The organism is Streptomyces sp. NPDC054956 (assembly GCF_053609185.1).
The window spans coordinates 25,117-43,677 of record NZ_JBSGXB010000026.1; the positions used below are offsets into that span (position 1 = coordinate 25,117).

Below are 18,561 nucleotides of genomic sequence, written 5' to 3' on the forward strand. Positions count from 1 at the left end.
GACCACATGACCACTCCCGGCCAAGGAGGGATCGAACAACATGGCCGGAACGGAGTGTGTGTATCGCCACACCTGGCACTCGAGTCACGGCGGCTAGGGTCGGGCAGGTCTGTGGACTGCCGACAAAACGCGAGGACCGCCGATGCCCCAGAACACCCCCGCCCCCGTGGACGTCTTCTCCTGGATCGACGACGCGGAGCTGGCCCGGGAACAGGCCGGACTCGTCCGGACGCTGCGTCCGCGCCCGGCCTCCTCGCCGCTGCTCGACCTCGCGAGCAACGACTACCTCGGACTGTCCCGGCACCCCGAGACGATCAGGGGCGCGCGGGAGGCGGCCGAGCGCTGGGGCGCCGGGGCCACCGGGTCGCGGCTGGTCACCGGGACGACCGAACTGCACGAGGAGCTGGAGCGCGAGCTGGCCGCCTTCTGCGGGTTCGAGGCCGCGCTGGTGCTCTCCTCCGGATACGCGGCCAACCTCGCCGTCGTCACCGCGCTCAGCGACCGGGGCACCCTGGTCGTCTCCGACGCGGGCAACCACGCCTCGATCGTGGACGGCTGCCGGCTGTCGCGCGCGGAGACCGCCGTCGTCCCGCACTCCGATCCGGACACCGCGCGCAAGACGCTCGCCGGTCACGAGGGCCGGGCGCTGCTGGTCACCGACTCGGTGTTCTCCGTCGACGGGGACGCGGCACCGCTCGCCGACTACGCCGAGGTCTGCCGGTCGGCCGGCGCGGCCCTGCTCGTGGACGACGCGCACGGGCTCGGCGTACTCGGCGAGGGCGGCCGCGGCGCACTGCACGCCGTCGGGCTCGCGGGCGCGCCCGGGGTGGTCGTGACGATGACCCTCTCGAAGTCCCTGGGCAGCCAGGGCGGGGCCGTGCTCGGCCCGGCCAAGGTGATCCGCCACCTGGTCAACACGGCCCGGACCTTCATCTTCGACACCGGGCTCGCCCCGGCCGCGACGGGCGCGGCGCTGGCAGCCCTGCGCCTGCTCCAGCGGGAGCCGGAGCGTGGCGGCCGGGCCCGCGAGGTGGCCACCGAACTGTACGAGCGGCTCACCGCGTCCGGCCTGACCGCGGCCCGGCCGGACGCGGCCGTGGTGTCGGTACGGGCCCCGTCGGCGTCGGCGGCGCTGCGCTGGGCCGCCGACTGCCGCGAGGCGGGTCTGTCCGTGGGGTGCTTCCGGCCGCCGTCGGTGCCGGACGGCATTTCCCGGCTGCGGCTGACCGCGCGGGCCGATCTCACGGGGGACGAGATCAGCCGTGCCGTCGGGACGATCCTGAAAACCGCTCCGGCCGGAGCCACGGACCGCTAGGCGGAGCGACGGGAGCGGGTGCGCCCGTACGTCCGCCCGCCCGGGTTCACGGTGCAGAGGTCCCCACGTCCGCGCGGACGCAGACGAGGAAGCCCTCCCAGGCCGGCCCGGTGAAGAGCACGGCCGGGCCGTCCGCGCATTTGGAATCGCGGACGGCCAGCAGGCCGCCACCGAGGACGGCCGTTTCCACACAGTTGTTCATTCCGGTACTGCGGCTGCTCCGCAGCCACCGCGCGCTGTTCAGAAGTCCGCGGGTGGATAAGGGGGTTGCGGACACGGGGGTGCCTCCTTACGCGTCGTCAGCGAGGGCGCTGATCAGATCCGACGAGTCGCGGGGCGGGAGGGCGTGCGCCTGGATGGTGCGGAACGCGGCGCTGTACGCCTCAAGGTCTTCCTTCCGCTCCAGATAGAGGCTACTCGTCAAGTGGTCGAGTACCACCACATCCAGATCGGCGATGTTCGGAAATGAGAAAATAACGAACGGTCCGGTCAGGCCGAGATGTCCCCCCACGCTGAACGGAAGTACCTGCAAACGCACTTGGGGCATGCGCGCCACCTCCACGAGATGGCGCAGCTGCTCCGCCATCACCCCCGGCCCGCCGATCTTCCGCCGCAGCACCGCCTCGTCCAGGACGGCGCTCAGCTCCAGCGGCGGATCCGCCCGCAGGACGCACTGACGCGCCAGCCGTACGTCGACCAGCGCGTCGACCTTCGGCTCCGGCAGCCCGCCCAGCGCGGCCCGGGTCACCGCCCGCGCGTACTCCGGGGTCTGCAACAAACCCGGCACCACGGAGAGTTCGACCGTCCGGGCGGACCGGGCGCCCGCCTCCAGGCTGATGAAGTCGCGGTACTCCTGCGGCAGCAGCCCCCGGTAGTCGTGCCACCACTCGCGCCCGCGCCCGGTGTCGGCTCCCGGGGCGGGACCCGCCGCCGAGGCCGAGAGGGCTTCGAGCAGCGCGCGCTGCTGCGGGCGCACGACGTCCCCGTAGGCGTCGAGCAGCAGCCGGATGTCCTCCACCTTGACCCCGCTGCGACCCGTCTCGATACGGCTGATCTTCGACTGGTGCCATCCCACGAGCCGGGCCGCCTCACCACTGGTGAGTCCGGACCGGTCGCGAAGGGCACGCAGTTCCTCGCCGAGCTTGCGTCGGCGCACCGCGGGACCGTGCTGCACACCCGCCTCCTTCCACCGGCACAGCTCGCACCAGTCTGCCGTCCAAATACGCTCTTCCGTAGCAGAGTTCACTGCATCGAGCGACAGATATATGCATATCTTGGGGGATCGGCAGAAACGGCGGGACGATGGGTGGCACTCTGGCGTCCAGCACAGATCCGGGACGATTCGCCCCGGTGGGAAAGGGACCGTCGCCATGGCAGATCACCAGGAAGCATCCGTCACTCTGCCGAGCGATCCCGCTTCGGTCGCGGCCGCCCGTCGGTACGTCGCGGAGGTGCTGGACGGGTGGGGACTGACCGAGGGCACCGACGCCGCCGACAGCGTCCGGCTGATCGTCTCGGAGCTCGCCACCAACGCCGTGCAGCACACGTTCGGCCAGTCGCCCACCTTCACCGTGGACATCCGCCTCGAGCGCGAGGAGTGGCTGCGCATCGGAGTCACCGACAGCCACCCGCGCTGGCCCAAGCGCCTCCCGGCGGCGGTCCAGCAGGACAACGGCCGGGGGATGGTCATCATCCGCTGGCTCACCGCCGAGGCGGGCGGCCGGCTCTCGGTCAGCCCGACCGAGGACGGCGGCAAGACCGTGTGGATCGCCCTGCCCTGGGCTGCCGAGGCCGCGGCTCCGGCGAGGACGGCCACCGGCTGCTGAGGCCGGTCAGGCCCCGGCGCGCTCCGAGACGCTGCGCTCTATGCACAGTTCGTTGCCCTCGGGGTCGGTCAGCGTGACCCAGCCGGTGCCGTCCTCCCGGCGGTGGTCGCCCTGCAGCTTCGCGCCGAGCCCCAGGAGCCGCTCGACGTTCTCGTCGCGGGTGCCGGTGGTCGGCATGATGTCCAAGTGGACCCGGTTCTTCGCCGACTTTTCGTCGGGCACCCGGATGAAGAGGATTCCGGGAACTCCCTCCTGGCCCGGCACCAGCAGGATCTCGGGATCGTCCGCGCGGTCGTCCGGGTGGATCGTGAAACCGGTGACCGCGGACCAGAACTGCGCCAGCGCGTACGGCTCGTGCGCGTCGAAGGTGATGTGGTGGACGGGGTTCAGAAACATGCTGCTCCTCGTGGGCGGCTCCGTATACGGAACCCGACAGGGGCGCGCCCGGAGTTGAACCGGGTACCTCCCCGAAACGTGGGTTAACTCAGCGGAAAAACGCGGCACCTAGCGTGGCGGCCACGTTCCTTCCGCCAATGATCACCCATGACCCGGTAAAGCGGCGGTGGTCGGGACGGCAAGCCTTTCTCTGCGTTGGGCAAGACACGCTTGGCTCGGATATGCGCAGGTCAACAAAGTGTTGACGGACCGTAGGGTCGGCTCGGCGCGATGTTGGTCATGTCCCGGAAGCTTGGTGATTTGCTGTGCAGTTGACACCACACGAGCAGGAAAGACTGCTCATCCACGTGGCCGCCGACGTGGCCGCGAGACGCAAGGCGCGCGGCGTCCTCCTCAACCATCCGGAGGCCGTCGCCCTGATCACCTGCCACATCCTCGAAGGCGCCCGCGACGGCCGGAGCGTGGCCGAGCTGATGGCCTCGGGGCGCACCGTGCTCTCCCGCGAGGAGGTCATGGAGGGGATCCCCGAGATGATCCACGACGTCCAGGTCGAGGCGACCTTCCCGGACGGCACCAAGCTCGTCACCGTCCACGACCCGATCGTCTGAGAAGGGGTACCCCGCATGATCCCCGGCGAGATCGCCTACGGGGACGGCCCGGTGCGCCTCAACGAAGGCCGGCCCGTCACCCGTCTCACCGTCCTCAACGCCGCCGACCGGCCCGTCCAGGTCGGCTCCCACTACCACTTCGCGGAGGCCAACCCCGGCCTCGACTTCGACCGGGCCGCCGCCCACGGGCTGCGGCTCGACATCGCCGCGGGCACCGCCGTGCGCTTCGAACCGGGCATCCCGGTCGCCGTGGACCTCGTACCGCTGGGCGGACTGCGCACCGTACCGGGACTGCGCGGAGAGACCGGAGGGCCGCTCGATGGCTGAGATATCGCGCCGGACGTACGCCGACCTCTTCGGGCCCACCACCGGCGACCGCATCCGCCTCGCCGACACCGACCTCTTCGTCGAGATCGAGAGGGACCTCGCCGGCGGCCCCGGACGGGCCGGGGACGAGGCCGTCTTCGGCGGCGGCAAGGTCATCCGCGAATCCATGGGCCAGGCCCGCACCACCCGCGCCGAGGGCGCCCCCGACACCGTCGTCACCGGCGTGGTGATCATCGACCACTGGGGCATCGTCAAGGCCGACCTCGGCATCCGCGACGGCCGGATCTGCGGCATCGGCAAGGCCGGCAACCCGGACACCATGGACGGGGTGGAGCCGACCCTCGTCATCGGCCCCGAGACCGAGATCATCGCGGGCAACGGGAAGATCGTCACCGCCGGGGCCATCGACGCGCACGTGCACTTCATCTCCCCGACCGTGATCGAGGAGGCCCTCGCCTCCGGCATCACCACCCTCGTCGGCGGCGGCACCGGACCCGCCGAGGGGACCAAGGCCACCACCGTCACCCCCGGGCCCTGGCACCTGGCCCGGATGTTCGCCGCGCTGGAGGCCTACCCGGTCAACATCGGCCTGCTCGGCAAGGGCAACACCATGTCCCGCGAGTCCATGTACTCCCAACTGCGCGGTGGAGCCCTCGGCTTCAAGCTGCACGAGGACTGGGGGACCACCCCGGCCGTCATCGACGCCTGCCTCACCGTCTGCGAGGAGACCGGCGCCCAGGCCGCCATCCACACCGACACCCTCAACGAGGCCGGATTCGTCGCCGACACGCTCGCCGCCATCGGCGGACGGACCATCCACTCGTACCACACCGAAGGCGCGGGCGGCGGGCACGCCCCCGACATCATCACCGTGGTGTCCGAGCCGAACATCCTGCCCAGCTCCACCAACCCGACCCGCCCGCACACCGTCAACACCGTCGAGGAACACCTCGACATGCTGATGGTCTGCCACCACCTCAACCCCGCCGTCCCCGAGGACCTCGCCTTCGCCGAGTCCCGGATCAGGCCCTCCACCATCGCCGCCGAGGACGTCCTGCACGACCTCGGAGCCATCTCGATCATCTCCTCCGACGCCCAGGCCATGGGCCGCGTCGGCGAGGTGATCCTGCGCACCTGGCAGACCGCCCACGTGATGAAGAAGCGGCGCGGATCCCTGCCGGGGGACGGACCGGCCGACAACCACCGGGTCCGCCGCTACGTCGCCAAGTACACGATCAACCCAGCTGTCGCCCAGGGCCTGGCCCGCGAGATCGGCTCGGTGGAGACCGGGAAACTCGCCGACCTCGTGCTCTGGAACCCCGCCTTCTTCGGGGTCAAGCCCGAACTCGTCATCAAGGGCGGCCAGATCGCCTACGCGCAGATGGGCGACGCCAACGCCTCGATCCCCACCCCGCAGCCGGTGCTGCCCCGCCCGATGTTCGGGGCCCGCGGCCGCGCACCCGGCCTCAACTCGGTCAACTTCACCGCGCAGGCGGCCCTCGACGACGGGTTGCCCGAACGGCTCGGACTCGGCAGGGAGTTCGTCGCCATCGAGAGCACCCGCAAGGTCACCAAGGCCGACATGCGGAACAACGACGCCATGCCGAGGGTCGAGGTCGACGCCGACACCTTCACCGTCACCATCGACGGCGAAGTCGTGGAACCGGCGCCCGCCACGGAACTGCCCATGGCCCAGCGCTATTTCCTCTTCTGATGGGAGGGGCCGCCCGATGAGCCTCGCCGCCCTCCTCGTCCTCGCCGACGGACGGTTCCCCGCCGGAGGCCACGCGCACTCCGGCGGGGCCGAAGCCGCCTGCAGGGCGGGCCGGATCCACGACGCCGCCACCCTGGAGGAGTTCTGCCGGGGCAGGCTGCACACGGCCGGACTCGTCGCGGCCGCCCTCGCCGCGGCGGCCGCCCTCGGGCTCGATCCGTCGGCCCTCGACGAGGCCGCCGACGCCCGGACCCCGACGCCGGCGCTGCGCACCGCCGCGCGCAGGCTCGGCCGGCAGCTGATGCGGGCCGCCCGGGCCACCTGGCCCGCCGCCGAACTCGACGCACTGGCCGAGGCGTTCCCGCGCGGGGCGCACCAGCCGGTGGTGCTCGGAGTCACGGCCCGGGCGGCGGGACTCGGGCCGATCGAGGCCGCGCACGTGGCGGCGTACGAGAGCGTGAGCGGGCCGGCGACCGCCACCGTACGGCTGCTCGGGCTGGACCCCTTCGAGGCGAGCGGGGTGCTGGCCCGGCTGGCCCCCGAGCTCGACTCCGTCGCGGAGCGGGCCCGCGGCGCTGCCCTGCGGGCCCGGCTGGAAGGACCGGGGGTCCTGCCCGCGGCCTCCTCGCCCCTGCTGGACATCGCGGCGCAGGCCCATGCCGACTGGCCGGTACGCCTCTTCGCCTCCTGAAGCACCGAACCGAAGCAGCCGCGGCACCCGCAGCAGCCGCAGCACCCGAAGCGGCCGCGGCCCCCCGCCCCCGGGCCGCTTCCCGAGCCACCCCCCCCAAGGAGACCCCATGCACCTCGACCACGGCACGGCCTTCCCGCAGCGCCACACCCACGGCGCCGCTCCCGTACGGGCGGACGGCAGCCGCCGCGCCCTGCGCATCGGCCTCGGCGGCCCCGTGGGTTCCGGCAAGACCGCCACCGTCGCCGCCCTCTGCCGGGCCCTGCGCGCCGAACTGTCCATGGCCGTCGTCACCAACGACATCTACACCCGCGAGGACGCCGAGTTCCTGCTCCGCGAGGCCGTCCTGCCGCCCGAGCGGATCAGCGCCGTCGAAACGGGAGCCTGCCCGCACACCGCCATCCGCGACGACATCTCGGCCAACCTGGAGGCCGTCGAGGAACTGGAGGAGGCCTTCCGGGAGAGCGGGCCGCTCGACCTGATCCTCGTCGAGTCCGGCGGCGACAACCTCACCGCCACCTTCTCCCGGGGCCTCGTCGACGCCCAGATCTTCGTCATCGACGTGGCGGGCGGCGACGACATCCCGCGCAAGGGCGGCCCCGGCGTCACCACCGCCGACCTCCTCGTCGTCAACAAGACCGACCTCGCCCCCCACGTCGGCTCCGACCTGGACCGGATGGCCCGCGACGCCGCGGAGCAGCGCGGCGAACTGCCCGTCGCCTTCCAGTCGCTGCGCGGCGGCGAAGGCGTCGCCCCGGTGGCGGCGTGGGTGCGCGAGCGGATCGCCGCCTGGGCAGCGGCATGAGCCGTACGGGGACCGGCACGGCCCCCGCCCAGGCCCCGGCCCGGGCTCCGTGGACGGGCCCGGCCGGACTGCGCGCCACCGCCCGGATCCGGGCCGAGGCCGACGGGCGCGGCTCCACCGCCCTGCCGCTGCTGGCCGGTGAGGGCCCGCTCGCCCTGCGCCGCACCCGGGGCGGGGGCGCCGAGGCCGGGGTCATGCTGGTCGGCGCCATGAGCGCACCCCTCGGCGGCGACCACCTCGCGGTCGAAGCCGAGGCGGGACCCGGGGCCCGGCTGCTGCTGCGCTCGGCGGCCGCCACCCTGGCCCTGCCCGGTCGGAGCGGCGAGCCCGCGCGGTACGACGTACGGCTCGCGCTGGCCGGCGGGTCGGCGGTGCGCTGGCTGCCCGAGCAGCTCGTCTGCGTGCGCGGCAGCGACCTGCGGGTGCGGACCCGCGCCGAACTCGCCCCCACCGCCTGCCTCGTGCTGCGCGAGGAACAGGTCCTGGGACGCACCGGAGAGGTTCCCGGCCTGCTGCGCAGCCGCCTGACCGTGCACCGGGACGGGCGGCCGCTGCTGGACCAGGAGCTGTCCTGCGGCCCCGGCGCACCGGGCGGCTGGGACGGCCCGGCGGGGCTCGCGGGCCACCGGGCGGTCGGCCAGCTCCTCGTGGTGGACCCGCGGTTCGAGGCGGCTGCGCCAACGGCCCGGATGCTGGGGGAGTTCGCGGCGGCCACCCCGCTGGCCGGGCCCGCGGTCCTGGTCACCGCCCTGGCCCCGGACGCCCTCAGGCTGCGCGAACTGCTCGACGAGGCCTGCCGCACGTACGGTTGGTGACGCCCGCGCGGACGGACGCCGAACCCGGGACGAACCGGGGCACCGCTCAGCGGTACACCCATTTCCGGATATCGGGTTGGCAAAGAACCGCCCCGCGCTCTGTCGCACGCTCTCGGTCAGGCGAAAGTATCCCCCTGCACGCCGACGACACCCAACCCGCAAGAACCACGCCGCCCATGGCGGCATATGACGCAGGGGGAACAACCACGTGATACGCAACGCGGCGCTGGGGAGCGCCGCCACCCTGATCACCGGCACGCTGGCGGCGAGCCTGCTGCTCGCCCCGTCCGCGTCGGCCTCCCAGACCCTTCCGTCCGGACGGGACAACGGGGTCGCCGAGGCGATCGGCACGCAGATCGCCGCCGCCCGCGCGGCACGCACCGGGATCGACTGGAAGGACTGTCCGGCCGACTGGGGCTTCGCCCCGCCCATCCAGTGCGGCTATGTGAAGGTCCCGCTGGACTACAGCAAGCCCTTCGGCAAGACGATCGACATCGCGCTCGACCGGGCGGTCAGCACCGGAACCAAGGAGGAGCGCCAGGGCGCGCTCATCTACAACCCCGGTGGTCCCGGCGGCTCCGGCATGCGCTTCCCGCGCCGTGTCACCACCAAGAGCCCGCTGTGGGTCAACACCTCCAAGGCGTACGACTTCGTGGGCTTCGACCCCCGCGGCGTCGGCCACTCCGCGCCGATCTCCTGCATCGACCCGCAGGAGTACGTCAAGGTCCCCAAGGCCGACCCGGTCCCGGACAACGAGGCCGACAAGCGCGCCCAGCGCAAGCTGGCGGCCGAGTACGCGGACGGCTGCAAGGAGCGCAGCGGCGAGATGCTGCCGTTCATGACCACGCCGAACATCGCGCGTGACCTGGACGTCATGCGTGCGGCCCTCGGGGAGCAGAAGCTCAACTTCCTCGGAGTCTCCTACGGCACCTACATCGGCGGGGTCTACGCGACCCTGTTCCCGAACCACGTGCGCCGCATGATCGTCGACAGCGTGGTGGACCCGGACCGCGACAACATCTGGTACGAGGCCAACCTCGGTCAGGACGTCGCCTTCGAGACCCGCTGGAACGACTGGCAGGACTGGGTCGCCAAGAACGACGCGGTCTTCCACATCGGAGACACCCGCGCCAAGGTCCAGGCCAAGTGGCTGGAGCTGCGCGCCAAGGCCAAGGCCAACCCGCTCGGCGGGGTCGTCGGTCCGGCCGAGCTCATCGGGTTCTTCCAGAGCGCCCCGTACTACGACTCCTCCTGGGTGCCCGTCGCCCAGACCTGGGCCGCGTACGTGGCCGGCGACGAGCAGGCTCTGATCGACGCCATCGCCCCGGACATGAGCGACATCAAGGGCAACATCGCCTCGGAGAACGGCAACGCCGTCTACACCGCGGTCGAGTGCGCCGACGCCAAGTGGCCGACCAGCTGGAACAAGTGGGACCGGGACAACACCAAGCTGCACGCCAAGTACCCGTTCATGACCTGGGCCAACGCGTGGATGAACCTGCCCTGCGCGACCTGGAAGTCCAAGCAGAGCAACGCGATCGAGGTCGGGGTCGGACCCAAGCGCGGTCTGCCGCCGGTCCTGATCGTCCAGTCCGAGCGTGACGCGGCCACGCCGTACAAGGGCGGGGTCTCCCTGCACAACCGCCTCGCCGGCTCGCGTCTGATCACCGAGCAGAACGCCGGCTCGCACGGTGTCACCAGCCTGGTGAACCCCTGCATCAACACCCGGGTGGACACCTACCTGCTGACCGGCAAGGTCGACGCCCAGGACGTGAAGTGCGCTCCGCACGCCACTCCGGTCGCGCCGGCCCCGGTCGCCGCGAAGGCCCTCACCGCCGAGGCTCCGGCCGACGCGCTCGGGGTCGCCGAGGAGCTCCCGGCCATCCGCTAGATCCGGCCGGCGCGGTGTGCGGCTCAGTGCCGCACACCGCACGCGCCACACCGCACGGGAGAAGGCTCAGCGCGTCCTGCGCCGGGCCTTCTTCCGTGCTTCCTCCTCCTCCGCCTTGACCTCGCCCGCGTACCGGTCCACGTACTCCTGGCCGGACAGCGCGAGGATCTCGTACATGATCTCGTCGGTGACGGCCCGCAGCACGGACCGTTCGCCCTCCATCCCCTCGTACCGGGAGAAGTCCAGCGGCCGGCCGAAGCGGATCGTGACCCGGCGGATGCTGGGGATCTTCTGACCGGGCGGCTGGATCTCGAAGGTGCCGACCATCGCGCACGGCACCACGGGCACCTTGGCGCCCAGCGCCATCGCTGCTACTCCGACCTTCCCTTTGTAAAGCCGCCCGTCGTGCGAGCGGGTGCCCTCCGGGTAGATGCCGAGCAGCTCGCCCTCGGCCAGCACCCCGAGCCCCTCGCGGAGCGCGGCCTGACCCGCGTCCTTGCCGGAGCGGTCGACCGGGATCTGCCCGGCGCTGCGGAAGAAGGCGGCCGTGAGCCGCCCCTTCACGCCGGGACCGGTGAAGTACTCGGCCTTGGCGAGGAAGGTGATGCGCCGCTTGAGGATCGCGGGCATCAGGAAATGGTCGGAGAAGGACAGGTGGTTGCCCGCGATGATCGCGGCCCCTTCTTCGGGGATGTTCTCGAGTCCTTCGATCCGGGGCCGGAACAGCAGCCGCAGCAGCGGCCCCAGGATCACGTGCTTGAGCAAGTGGTAGAACACCAGGCCGCTCCCGTCGACATCCCGTTGTCACGGACATCTTACGGACGGTCAGGCCCGGTGGGGCCTCCGGGCCCGGACGCTGCGGGAAGGCCCCGGACGCCGCGCGAAACTCAGGCGCTGCGCGAAGCCGCCATTCCGGCGGTCAGCAGCCCCAGCACGACCCAGCCGAACCACAGCCAGCCGTTACTGCCCAGGGCCACCGAGTACGTGGCGATCGCCACCAGAGCGGCGAAGGTCATCACTGCCATCGCCTTCACGGATCCGGTCATACCCCATGGTGGCGCGGGAAGGGGCTCCGGCGCTACTGGCCACGCGCCTGGAGCGAGGCGAGATATGCGTTGTACGCCGCCAGCTCCTGGTCCCCGCTGCGCTCCTCGGAGCGGTCGGAGCGCTTCGCGGCCCGCTGCTCGGAGTGGTACCACTGGTAGACCAGCGCGATGAGCACCAGCACCGAGGGGATCTCGCTGAAGGCCCAGGCGATGCCGCCGCCCCACTGCTGGTCGAGCAGCGGGTCGATGCCGAGGGAGGCCGGCGGGTTCGCGTACGTCTTGATCATCGGCTCGCTCGCCATCATCAGCGCGATGCCGAAGAAGGCGTGGAAGGGCATTCCGGCGAACAGCTCCAGCATGCGCATCACGTAGCCGGGGCGGTGCGGACCGGGGTCCACGCCCATGATCGGCCAGAAGAAGAAGAGGCCGACGGCGAGGAAGTGCACCATCATCGCGATGTGCCCGGTCCTGGACTCCATCAGGAAGTCGAAGAGCGGGGTGAAGTAGAGGCCGTACAGGCTCGCGATGAACATGGGGATGGTGAACACCGGATGGGTGACCACCTTCATGTAGCGGCTGTGCAGCAGCATCAGCAGCAGTTCGCGCGGCCCCCTGTGGCCGCGGGCGGCCGGCGGCAGCGCGCGCAGCGCCAGCGTCACGGGCGCGCCCAGCAGCAGCAGGATCGGGCTGAGCATGCTGATCACCATGTGCTGGATCATGTGCACGCTGAACATGACCATGCCGTAGTCGTTCAGCTTGGTGCACATCACCAGGGCCACGCTCAGCACGCCGATGGTGAAGGCGACCGTCCGGCCGACCGGCCAGGAGTCCCCGCGCCGGCGCAGCCGCAGCACGCCCCACCCGTACAGGGCGAGACCCGCGAGCGAGCCGATCAGGAAGAAGGCGTCGAAGGAGAACTCCAGCCCGCGCCCGAGGGTGAAGGGAGGCAGGTCCATGTCCATGTCCATGCCGGCGTGCGCGAGGTAACTCAATCTCTTCACTCCCTTGACTGCGGTGCTCCACCACAGTAATGCCGCCCCCGGACGGGAAATCGTCCGGGGGCGTCCATTAAGGGAGTGACACGCAAAAGGGGGGAAAGATCACAGAACGTTCTGCGCCTCGGCGTACCGCTCGGCCGGGACCGTCTTGAGCGTCTGAACCGCCTCGTCGAGCGGCACCATCCGGATGTCGGTGCCGCGCAGCGCCGTCAGCATCCCGAACTCGCCGCGGTGCGCCGCCTCGACCGCGTGCCAGCCGAAGCGCGTGGCGAGGACCCGGTCGTACGCGGTGGGCGTGCCGCCGCGCTGGACGTGGCCCAGGATGACCGGACGGGCCTCCTTGCCGAGCCGGTCCTCCAGCTCGACGGCGAGCCGGTTGCCGATGCCGGCGAACCGCTCGTGGCCGTACATGTCGGTGCCGCCCTCCTCGAGGGCCATCGAGCTGCCCTCGGCGGGCTTGGCGCCCTCGGCGACCACGACGATCGCGAACCGCTTGCCCTGCGAGAAGCGCTCGCCGACGATCGCCGTCAGTTCCTCGATGTCGAAGGGGCGCTCCGGTACGACGATCGCGTGCGCGCCGGCCGCCATGCCCGAGTGCAGGGCGATCCAGCCGGTGTGGCGGCCCATGACCTCCACCACCATCACGCGCTGGTGGGACTCGGCGGTGGTCTTCAGCCGGTCCAGTGCCTCGGTGGCGACGCCGACGGCGGTGTCGAAGCCGAAGGTGACGTCGGTCGAGGCGATATCGTTGTCGATGGTCTTCGGGACGCCGACGATCGGCAGCCCGCCCTGCGAGAGCAGGTTGGCGGCCTTGAGGGTGCCCTCGCCGCCGATCGGGATGATGGCGTCCAGACCGAGGTCCGCGACGTGCCCGCGGGCCCGCTCCACGCCGTCGCGCAGATGGGCGGGCTGGACCCGGGAAGAGCCCAGGATGGTTCCGCCCCGGGCCAGGATGCCGCTCACGGCGTCCAGGTCGAGCTTGCGGTAATCGCACTCCAGCAGGCCGCGCCAGCCGTCGTGGAAACCGATGACCTCGTCGCCGTGGTCGACGACGGCACGGTGCACGACGGAGCGGATGACGGCATTGAGGCCGGGGCAGTCGCCTCCGGAAGTGAGCACACCTATGCGCATGGCAGGAAGGACCTTTGCAACGTGGGCCGACGACCGGACCACGTCGTCCGGTTGGAACTACCCTGCACCCTACAAGTCGATCCCCGGTGGACTGAACCATCCTCCACATGCTGGTCAGGTCAGTCGTACGAAAACACGTCGGCCCGGATCCCCTCGGGGAATCCGGGCCGGACGGCAGCGGGCCGGGAGATCAAGCCGGCTGGGTCGCCGCCGCGATCCGCTCGGCGCGCAGCGCCTCGTACCAGCGGTCGTCGATGGGCGGCAGGGCGTTCACGTCGAGCGCCAGCTTCAGCAGCAGGTCCGCGATCTGCGGGTTGCGCGCCATCACGGGGCCGTGCATGTACGTGCCGAACACCGTGTCGTTGTACGCGCCTTCGGTGCCGTCGCCGGTGCCGTTGCCCCGGCCGAGCCGGGTGTGCGCGAACGGCTTGGCCGTCGGGCCGAGGTGCGTGACGCCCTGGTGGTTCTCGAACCCGGTCAGCTGCGGCAGGCCGAGCTGCGGGTCGATGTCCGCGAGGACGTCGCCGACGCACCGCTCGCCCTCGCCGCGCACGGTCACCACGTCCAGCAGGCCGAGGCCCTCCTGGCGCTGGCCGACGTCGTTGACGAACTCCCGGCCCAGGATCTGGTAGCCGGCGCAGACGGAGAAGACGATCGCCCCGTTCGCGACGGCACGCTCCAGACCGCCGTCGCGCAGCAGCCGCTCCGCGGCCAGGCGCTGCGGCCGGTCCTCGCCGCCGCCGATCAGGTAGATGTCGCCGGAGGTCGGGATCGGCTGGTCGCTGCGCACGTCCACGCGCTGCACGTCCAGGCCGCGCCGACGGGCCCGGCGCTCCACGACGAGGGCGTTGCCCTGGTCTCCGTACGTGCTGAGCAGGTCGGGGTAGACCCACACCAGACGCAGGCTGTTGTCGCTCATGCTCTTGTCCTTATGGGTACTAGTTGCCGACGCGGCGGCGCACGTCCTGGAAGGCGGTGTAGTTGGCGATCAGCTCGATCTGGCCGGGCGGCGCCAGCTGCACGGCCTCGTCGAGGGTCTCGCACACCCGGAAGTCCAGGCCCGCGACCTCGAGGCGGACCGCGAGGTCCAGCTTGCGGTCGCCGATCACGAAGATCGGGTGGCCGGCCAGGCGCGTGTAGTCCACGTCCCAGAGCCAGGAGGTGTCGGTGCCGTCCGCGCCGCGCGCGTTCACCGACAGGATCACCGGGGTCGGCGGGGGATCGATCAGGGAGAACGTCTCGAGCCAGCCCGCCGGGTTCTTCGCGAGCAGCAGCCGCAGTTCGCGGCCCTGGAAGCCCACCACGTCGTAGCGTCCGGCGACGGCCTGCACCTGGTACATCCGCTCCAGGGCGACCTGCGGCGGAACGCCGAAGACGGCGGCCACGGCGGCCGAGGTGGCGGCGTTCGCCTTGTTGGCGCGGCCCGGCAGCTGCAGGTTGATCGGCCAGGCGCTGCCGTGCGGGTCGAGCACGTGGTCGCCGGAGAGCACCCAACTGGGGGTGGGACGCCGGAAACCGCACTCGCCGCAGTACCAGTCGTCGCCCGGGCGCTGCATGACGCCACCGCAGGAGGGGCACGACCAGGCGTCGTCCTTCCACTCCTGGCCGGCCGCGACCCACACCACGTTCTGCGAGGACGAGGCGGCCCAGACGATCAGCGGGTCGTCCGCGTTCGCGACGACGACCGCCTTGGAGCCCGAGAGGCCCTCGCGCCACTTCTCCGCGAGCATGCGGGTCTCGGCGGCGCGGTCCAGCTGGTCGCGGGAGAGGTTGAGCAGGGCGATCACCTTGGGGGTGACGTCCCGGGCCACTCCGGCCAGGTACTTCTCGTCCACCTCGATGACGCCGTAACGGGCGTCCGAACCGCCCGCCAGGGCGGAGGTGATGCCCGCAGGCATGTTCGCGCCCAGCGCGTTGGAGACGACCGGACCGCTGGCCCGCAGGGCCTCCGCGATCAGCCGGGTCGTCGTGGTCTTGCCGTTCGTCGCCGAGACGAGGACGACGTCGAGATGCTGCGCCAGCGCGCCGAGAAGATCGGGGTCGAGCTTGAGCGCGACCTTGCCTCCGATCACCGATCCGCTTCCGCGTCCCGCGGCCCGCGACACCGCCGCCGCGGCCTTGCCCGCCGTCACGGCCAGCTTGGCCCGCGGCGAAAGCGGCTCTGTGTTGCCTGCCATCGTCCCTTGTCCTCCTTGCGTCGGTCGCCCCCAGCCTATCCAGTACCTGCCCGCGCCCCGACCGCGGCGCCCCCGGTCCGCCGAAGATCTCCTCATATAGTCGCCCGTCGTACCCTTACGGCCATGCGACAGCGCCCCATCCCCGGTACCTCCGGCATCGTCCGCACCATGAGCCTGCTGGGCGACCCGGTGCTCCATTCCGCTTGCGCGGAGGTCACCGAGTTCGGCCCGGCCCTCGACCGGCTCATCGAGGACATGTTCGCCACGATGTACGCGGCCCAGGGCGTCGGCCTCGCCGCGAACCAGATCGGCGTCGGGCAGCGGGTGTTCGTCTACGACTGCCCCGACGACGAGGACGTCCGCCACGTCGGGCACATCGTCAACCCGCGGCTGGTCTCCGCCGAGGGGGAGGAGTTCGCCGGGCCCGAGGGATGCCTGTCCCTGCCGGGGCTGGAGGCGTCGACGGCCCGCTTCGACGAGGCCGTCGTGGAAGGGGTCACCTCGGACGGGGCGCCGGTGCGGGTTTCGGGGACCGGGTTCTTCGCCCGTTGCTTGCAGCACGAGTGCGATCATCTGGACGGTGTCGTTTACGCGGAGCGGGTTACGGGGCTGCGTGCGCGCAAGCTGCGCAAGCAGATCCGCAAGACGGACTGGGGTGCTGCCGGGATCCACGCGCTGGGGGAGTGAGGCCCGGCGGGGCCGGGGTACCTGGGGCTCCGCCCCGGACCCCGCGCCTCAAACGCCGGCGGGGCTGTAATTGCTCAGAAGCCCGGGCCGTCCAGGCGGTTGCCCGCCGTGGCCAGGCGGCCCCACAGGAGGTCGGTCAGGCCGCTGACGAGTTCGGCGCGTTCGCAGGGGCGCTCGCCGAGCCACCAGTCGCCCGCCGCGTGCATCATGCCGACGATGCCGTGGCCCCACACGCGGGCCAGGCGTTCGCCGCCGGGGCCGAGGTCCACGCGCTCGCCGATCACCTGCGCCAGCTCCTCGCCGAGGCGGCGCAGCAGCGGGGCCGAGTGCAGGCCCACGTCGAAGCCGCGCTCGGTGGCCTGGGAGTCCTCGGCGGGGTGCATGAGGAAGCGGTAGACCTGCGGCCGGGCCTCGATGGCGGCGAGATAGGTGTCCAGGGTGGCCTCGACCCGGCTGCGCCGCTCCGCCGGGGCGTCGAGCGCCGCGCGCAGCGAGTCGAGCAGGGCGTCCGTGTGCCGGACGGCGAGGGCCTGGTAGAGGCCGGCCTTGTCGCCGAAGTGGCGGTAGAGGATCGGCTTGGTGATGCCCGCTTCGGCCGCGATGGCGTTCATGGACGCCTTGGGGCCGTCCCTGAGGACGACCCGGTCGGCCGCCTCCAGCAGCTCGCGCCGCCGGCGCTCGGCCGCTCCCGGCTCGCCCGTCTGCTGTGTGGTCTCCATGACGTGTCTCACTCCCCGCCCTTGCGATGTCCTGACGCCCACGCAACGTAACACTCCGCGCACTCGGGCGATCTCACCGGCGGCCCGCATCGGTGCTGCTTGACAGTGCTTACCGGCCGGTAACAGACTGTGTCGCTGTTGGGGTTACCAGCAGTAACCATCTGCACGAAAGCTGGAGGGGACATGGCGGAGTTCACCATGGAGCTCAACGACGACCAGAAGCAGGTACGCGACTGGATCCACGGCTTCGCCGCCGACGTGATCCGTCCCGCCGCCGCGGAATGGGACGAGCGCGAAGAGACTCCGTGGCCCGTCATCCAGGAGGCCGCCAAGGTCGGGATCTACTCGCTGGACTTCTACGCCCAGCAGTTCTTCGACCCCACCGGCCTCGGCATCCCGATGGCCATGGAGGAGCTGTTCTGGGGCGACGCGGGCATCGCGCTGTCCATCGTCGGCACCGGGCTCGCCGCCATCGGCGTGGTCGCCAACGGCACCGAGGAGCAGATCGGCACCTGGATCCCGCAGATGTACGGGACCCCCGACGACGTGAAGGTCGCCGCCTTCTGCTCCTCCGAGCCGGACGCCGGCTCCGACGTCGGCGCCATGCGCACCCGCGCCGTCTACGACCAGGCCAAGGACGAGTGGGTCCTCAACGGCACCAAGACCTGGGCGACCAACGGCGGCATCGCCAACGTCCACATCGTCGTGGCCGTCGTCGACCCCGAGCTCGGCACCAAGGGCCACGCCTCCTTCATCGTGCCGCCGAACACCCCGGGCCTCTCCCAGGGCCAGAAGTTCAAGAAGCACGGCATCCGCGCCTCCCACACCGCCGAGGTGGTCCTGGAGGACGTGCGCGTGCCCGGCTCCTGCCTGCTGGGCGGCAAGGAGAAGCTCGACGAGCGCCTCGCGCGGGCCCACGAGCGGGCCAGGGCCGGTGGCGGCGAGCGGGTGAAGAACGCGGCCATGGCCACCTTCGAGGCCTCCCGGCCGGCCGTCGGTGCCATGGCGGTCGGTACGGCGCGCGCCGCGTACGAGGTGGCGCTGGACTACGCGAAGACCCGGACGCAGTTCGGCCGGCCGATCATCGACAACCAGGGCGTCGCCTTCCAGCTCGCCGACATGCGGACCTCCATCGACGCGGCCCGGCTGCTGGTGTGGCGCGCCTCCTGGATGGCGGTCGCGGGCAAGCCCTTCACCTCGGCGGAGGGCTCGATGTCGAAGCTGTTCGCGAGCGAGGTCGCCAAGAAGGTCACCGCCCAGGCCGTGCAGATCCTCGGCGGCAACGGCTTCACCCGCGAGTACCCGGTGGAGCGCATGCACCGTGACAGCGCCATTTACACGATCTTCGAGGGAACCAGCGAGATCCAGCGCCTGGTGATCGCCCGGACCCTCTCCGGGATGCCGATCCGCTAGGG

General features: G+C 71.4%; 21 protein-coding genes. 11 read left to right on the top strand and 10 right to left on the bottom strand.

Annotation, left to right across the window (positions count from 1 at the left end; genetic code table 11):
- Positions 1–142 precede the first annotated feature (142 nt).
- Positions 143–1,315 carry an 8-amino-7-oxononanoate synthase gene (locus ACWGDE_RS07850; RefSeq protein WP_453388109.1) on the top strand — a complete coding sequence of 391 codons (1,173 nt, stop codon included), beginning with the start codon at positions 143–145 and terminating at the stop codon, positions 1,313–1,315.
- 46 nt (positions 1,316–1,361) lie between these two features.
- On the opposite strand, the gene ACWGDE_RS07855 is transcribed toward ACWGDE_RS07850, so the two are convergent.
- Together ACWGDE_RS07855 and ACWGDE_RS07860 are read right to left on the bottom strand one after the other, a co-directional pair.
- Positions 1,362–1,592, bottom strand: a complete 231-nt coding sequence (locus tag ACWGDE_RS07855) for a DUF397 domain-containing protein (RefSeq protein WP_453388110.1) — start codon at positions 1,590–1,592, stop codon at positions 1,362–1,364.
- A 12-nt stretch (positions 1,593–1,604) separates the two neighbouring features.
- Positions 1,605–2,489 carry a helix-turn-helix domain-containing protein gene (locus ACWGDE_RS07860; RefSeq protein WP_453388111.1) on the bottom strand — a complete coding sequence of 295 codons (885 nt, stop codon included), beginning with the start codon at positions 2,487–2,489 and terminating at the stop codon, positions 1,605–1,607.
- Positions 2,490–2,685: 196 nt separating this feature from the next.
- Between ACWGDE_RS07860 and ACWGDE_RS07865 the strand changes: the two genes are divergently transcribed.
- Positions 2,686–3,141 (top strand): ATP-binding protein, encoded by a 456-nt coding sequence (locus ACWGDE_RS07865; RefSeq protein ID WP_453388112.1) that lies wholly within the window; start codon positions 2,686–2,688, stop codon positions 3,139–3,141.
- A 6-nt stretch (positions 3,142–3,147) separates the two neighbouring features.
- Here ACWGDE_RS07865 and ACWGDE_RS07870 read toward each other — a convergent pair whose 3' ends face one another.
- Entirely contained in the window at positions 3,148–3,537 is a 390-nt protein-coding gene (locus tag ACWGDE_RS07870; protein WP_453388113.1) for a VOC family protein, read from the bottom strand.
- Positions 3,538–3,842: 305 nt separating this feature from the next.
- Between ACWGDE_RS07870 and ACWGDE_RS07875 the strand changes: the two genes are divergently transcribed.
- The 7 genes from ACWGDE_RS07875 to ACWGDE_RS07905 all read left to right on the top strand — a co-directional run bounded on the left by ACWGDE_RS07875 (position 3,843) and on the right by ACWGDE_RS07905 (position 10,388).
- On the top strand, positions 3,843–4,145 hold the full coding sequence (locus tag ACWGDE_RS07875) for an urease subunit gamma (RefSeq protein WP_453388114.1): 303 nt from the start codon (positions 3,843–3,845) through the stop codon (positions 4,143–4,145).
- A gap of 15 nt (positions 4,146–4,160) precedes the next feature.
- A complete protein-coding gene (locus tag ACWGDE_RS07880) occupies positions 4,161–4,472 on the top strand; it encodes an urease subunit beta (protein ID WP_453388115.1) in 312 nt (103 codons plus the stop codon).
- The gene (locus ACWGDE_RS07885) at positions 4,465–6,186 is read left to right on the top strand and encodes an urease subunit alpha (RefSeq protein ID WP_453388116.1); all 1,722 of its coding nucleotides are present in this window, start codon (positions 4,465–4,467) and stop codon (positions 6,184–6,186) included. The genes ACWGDE_RS07880 and ACWGDE_RS07885 overlap by 8 nt, the downstream gene beginning before the upstream one ends.
- A gap of 16 nt (positions 6,187–6,202) precedes the next feature.
- Entirely contained in the window at positions 6,203–6,877 is a 675-nt protein-coding gene (locus tag ACWGDE_RS07890; RefSeq protein ID WP_453388117.1) for an urease accessory protein UreF, read from the top strand.
- A 109-nt stretch (positions 6,878–6,986) separates the two neighbouring features.
- Positions 6,987–7,682, top strand: coding sequence for an urease accessory protein UreG (ureG, locus tag ACWGDE_RS07895; RefSeq protein ID WP_453388118.1), 696 nt, complete (start codon positions 6,987–6,989; stop codon positions 7,680–7,682).
- Positions 7,679–8,497 carry an urease accessory protein UreD gene (locus tag ACWGDE_RS07900; protein WP_453388119.1) on the top strand — a complete coding sequence of 273 codons (819 nt, stop codon included), beginning with the start codon at positions 7,679–7,681 and terminating at the stop codon, positions 8,495–8,497. Before ureG ends, ACWGDE_RS07900 begins: the two co-directional genes overlap by 4 nt.
- Positions 8,498–8,705: 208 nt before the next feature.
- Complete coding sequence (locus ACWGDE_RS07905; RefSeq protein ID WP_453388120.1) at positions 8,706–10,388, top strand: alpha/beta hydrolase; 1,683 nt, start codon at positions 8,706–8,708, stop codon at positions 10,386–10,388.
- Between the two features lie 66 nt (positions 10,389–10,454).
- Here ACWGDE_RS07905 and ACWGDE_RS07910 read toward each other — a convergent pair whose 3' ends face one another.
- From ACWGDE_RS07910 to ACWGDE_RS07935, 6 genes are all read right to left on the bottom strand, one after another.
- Positions 10,455–11,165, bottom strand: a complete 711-nt coding sequence (locus ACWGDE_RS07910; RefSeq protein ID WP_453388121.1) for a lysophospholipid acyltransferase family protein — start codon at positions 11,163–11,165, stop codon at positions 10,455–10,457.
- A gap of 110 nt (positions 11,166–11,275) precedes the next feature.
- Complete coding sequence (locus ACWGDE_RS07915; protein ID WP_453388122.1) at positions 11,276–11,434, bottom strand: hypothetical protein; 159 nt, start codon at positions 11,432–11,434, stop codon at positions 11,276–11,278.
- A 32-nt stretch (positions 11,435–11,466) separates the two neighbouring features.
- A complete protein-coding gene (locus tag ACWGDE_RS07920) occupies positions 11,467–12,396 on the bottom strand; it encodes a cytochrome c oxidase assembly protein (protein WP_453388131.1) in 930 nt (309 codons plus the stop codon).
- A gap of 138 nt (positions 12,397–12,534) precedes the next feature.
- Positions 12,535–13,563: a 6-phosphofructokinase gene (locus tag ACWGDE_RS07925; RefSeq protein WP_453388123.1), complete on the bottom strand. Its 1,029-nt coding sequence runs from the start codon at positions 13,561–13,563 to the stop codon at positions 12,535–12,537.
- Positions 13,564–13,753: 190 nt separating this feature from the next.
- Entirely contained in the window at positions 13,754–14,482 is a 729-nt protein-coding gene (locus ACWGDE_RS07930; RefSeq protein ID WP_453388124.1) for a type 1 glutamine amidotransferase, read from the bottom strand.
- A gap of 19 nt (positions 14,483–14,501) precedes the next feature.
- The gene (locus tag ACWGDE_RS07935) at positions 14,502–15,740 is read right to left on the bottom strand and encodes a MurT ligase domain-containing protein (protein ID WP_453388125.1); all 1,239 of its coding nucleotides are present in this window, start codon (positions 15,738–15,740) and stop codon (positions 14,502–14,504) included.
- Positions 15,741–15,863: 123 nt separating this feature from the next.
- Here ACWGDE_RS07935 and def point away from each other — a divergent pair, with 123 nt between their 5' ends.
- Positions 15,864–16,427 carry a peptide deformylase gene (gene def, locus ACWGDE_RS07940; RefSeq protein WP_453388126.1) on the top strand — a complete coding sequence of 188 codons (564 nt, stop codon included), beginning with the start codon at positions 15,864–15,866 and terminating at the stop codon, positions 16,425–16,427.
- 74 nt (positions 16,428–16,501) lie between these two features.
- Here the strand turns inward: def and ACWGDE_RS07945 are convergent, their stop codons facing one another.
- Positions 16,502–17,146, bottom strand: coding sequence for a TetR family transcriptional regulator (locus tag ACWGDE_RS07945; RefSeq protein WP_453388127.1), 645 nt, complete (start codon positions 17,144–17,146; stop codon positions 16,502–16,504).
- Between the two features lie 183 nt (positions 17,147–17,329).
- On the opposite strand from ACWGDE_RS07945, the gene ACWGDE_RS07950 reads away from it, so the two are divergent.
- A complete protein-coding gene (locus ACWGDE_RS07950; RefSeq protein ID WP_453388128.1) occupies positions 17,330–18,559 on the top strand; it encodes an acyl-CoA dehydrogenase family protein in 1,230 nt (409 codons plus the stop codon).
- The last annotated feature ends 2 nt before the right edge of the window (positions 18,560–18,561 follow it).

Bases quoted from the DNA above. Each gene is read 5' to 3' on its own strand.
- ACWGDE_RS07850 (WP_453388109.1), top strand. From the start codon at position 143: ATGCCCCAGAACACCCCCGCCCCCGTGGACGTCTTCTCCTGGATCGAC.
- ACWGDE_RS07930 (WP_453388124.1), bottom strand. From the start codon at position 14,482: ATGAGCGACAACAGCCTGCGTCTGGTGTGGGTCTACCCCGACCTGCTC.
- ACWGDE_RS07920 (WP_453388131.1), bottom strand. From the start codon at position 12,396: ATGGACATGGACCTGCCTCCCTTCACCCTCGGGCGCGGGCTGGAGTTC.
- ACWGDE_RS07935 (WP_453388125.1), bottom strand. From the start codon at position 15,740: ATGGCAGGCAACACAGAGCCGCTTTCGCCGCGGGCCAAGCTGGCCGTG.
- ACWGDE_RS07945 (WP_453388127.1), bottom strand. From the start codon at position 17,146: ATGGAGACCACACAGCAGACGGGCGAGCCGGGAGCGGCCGAGCGCCGG.
- ACWGDE_RS07870 (WP_453388113.1), bottom strand. From the start codon at position 3,537: ATGTTTCTGAACCCCGTCCACCACATCACCTTCGACGCGCACGAGCCG.
- ACWGDE_RS07880 (WP_453388115.1), top strand. From the start codon at position 4,161: ATGATCCCCGGCGAGATCGCCTACGGGGACGGCCCGGTGCGCCTCAAC.
- ureG (WP_453388118.1), top strand. From the start codon at position 6,987: ATGCACCTCGACCACGGCACGGCCTTCCCGCAGCGCCACACCCACGGC.
- ACWGDE_RS07915 (WP_453388122.1), bottom strand. From the start codon at position 11,434: ATGACCGGATCCGTGAAGGCGATGGCAGTGATGACCTTCGCCGCTCTG.
- def (WP_453388126.1), top strand. From the start codon at position 15,864: ATGCGACAGCGCCCCATCCCCGGTACCTCCGGCATCGTCCGCACCATG.
- ACWGDE_RS07950 (WP_453388128.1), top strand. From the start codon at position 17,330: ATGGCGGAGTTCACCATGGAGCTCAACGACGACCAGAAGCAGGTACGC.
- ACWGDE_RS07900 (WP_453388119.1), top strand. From the start codon at position 7,679: ATGAGCCGTACGGGGACCGGCACGGCCCCCGCCCAGGCCCCGGCCCGG.
- ACWGDE_RS07925 (WP_453388123.1), bottom strand. From the start codon at position 13,563: ATGCGCATAGGTGTGCTCACTTCCGGAGGCGACTGCCCCGGCCTCAAT.
- ACWGDE_RS07885 (WP_453388116.1), top strand. From the start codon at position 4,465: ATGGCTGAGATATCGCGCCGGACGTACGCCGACCTCTTCGGGCCCACC.
- ACWGDE_RS07865 (WP_453388112.1), top strand. From the start codon at position 2,686: ATGGCAGATCACCAGGAAGCATCCGTCACTCTGCCGAGCGATCCCGCT.
- ACWGDE_RS07890 (WP_453388117.1), top strand. From the start codon at position 6,203: ATGAGCCTCGCCGCCCTCCTCGTCCTCGCCGACGGACGGTTCCCCGCC.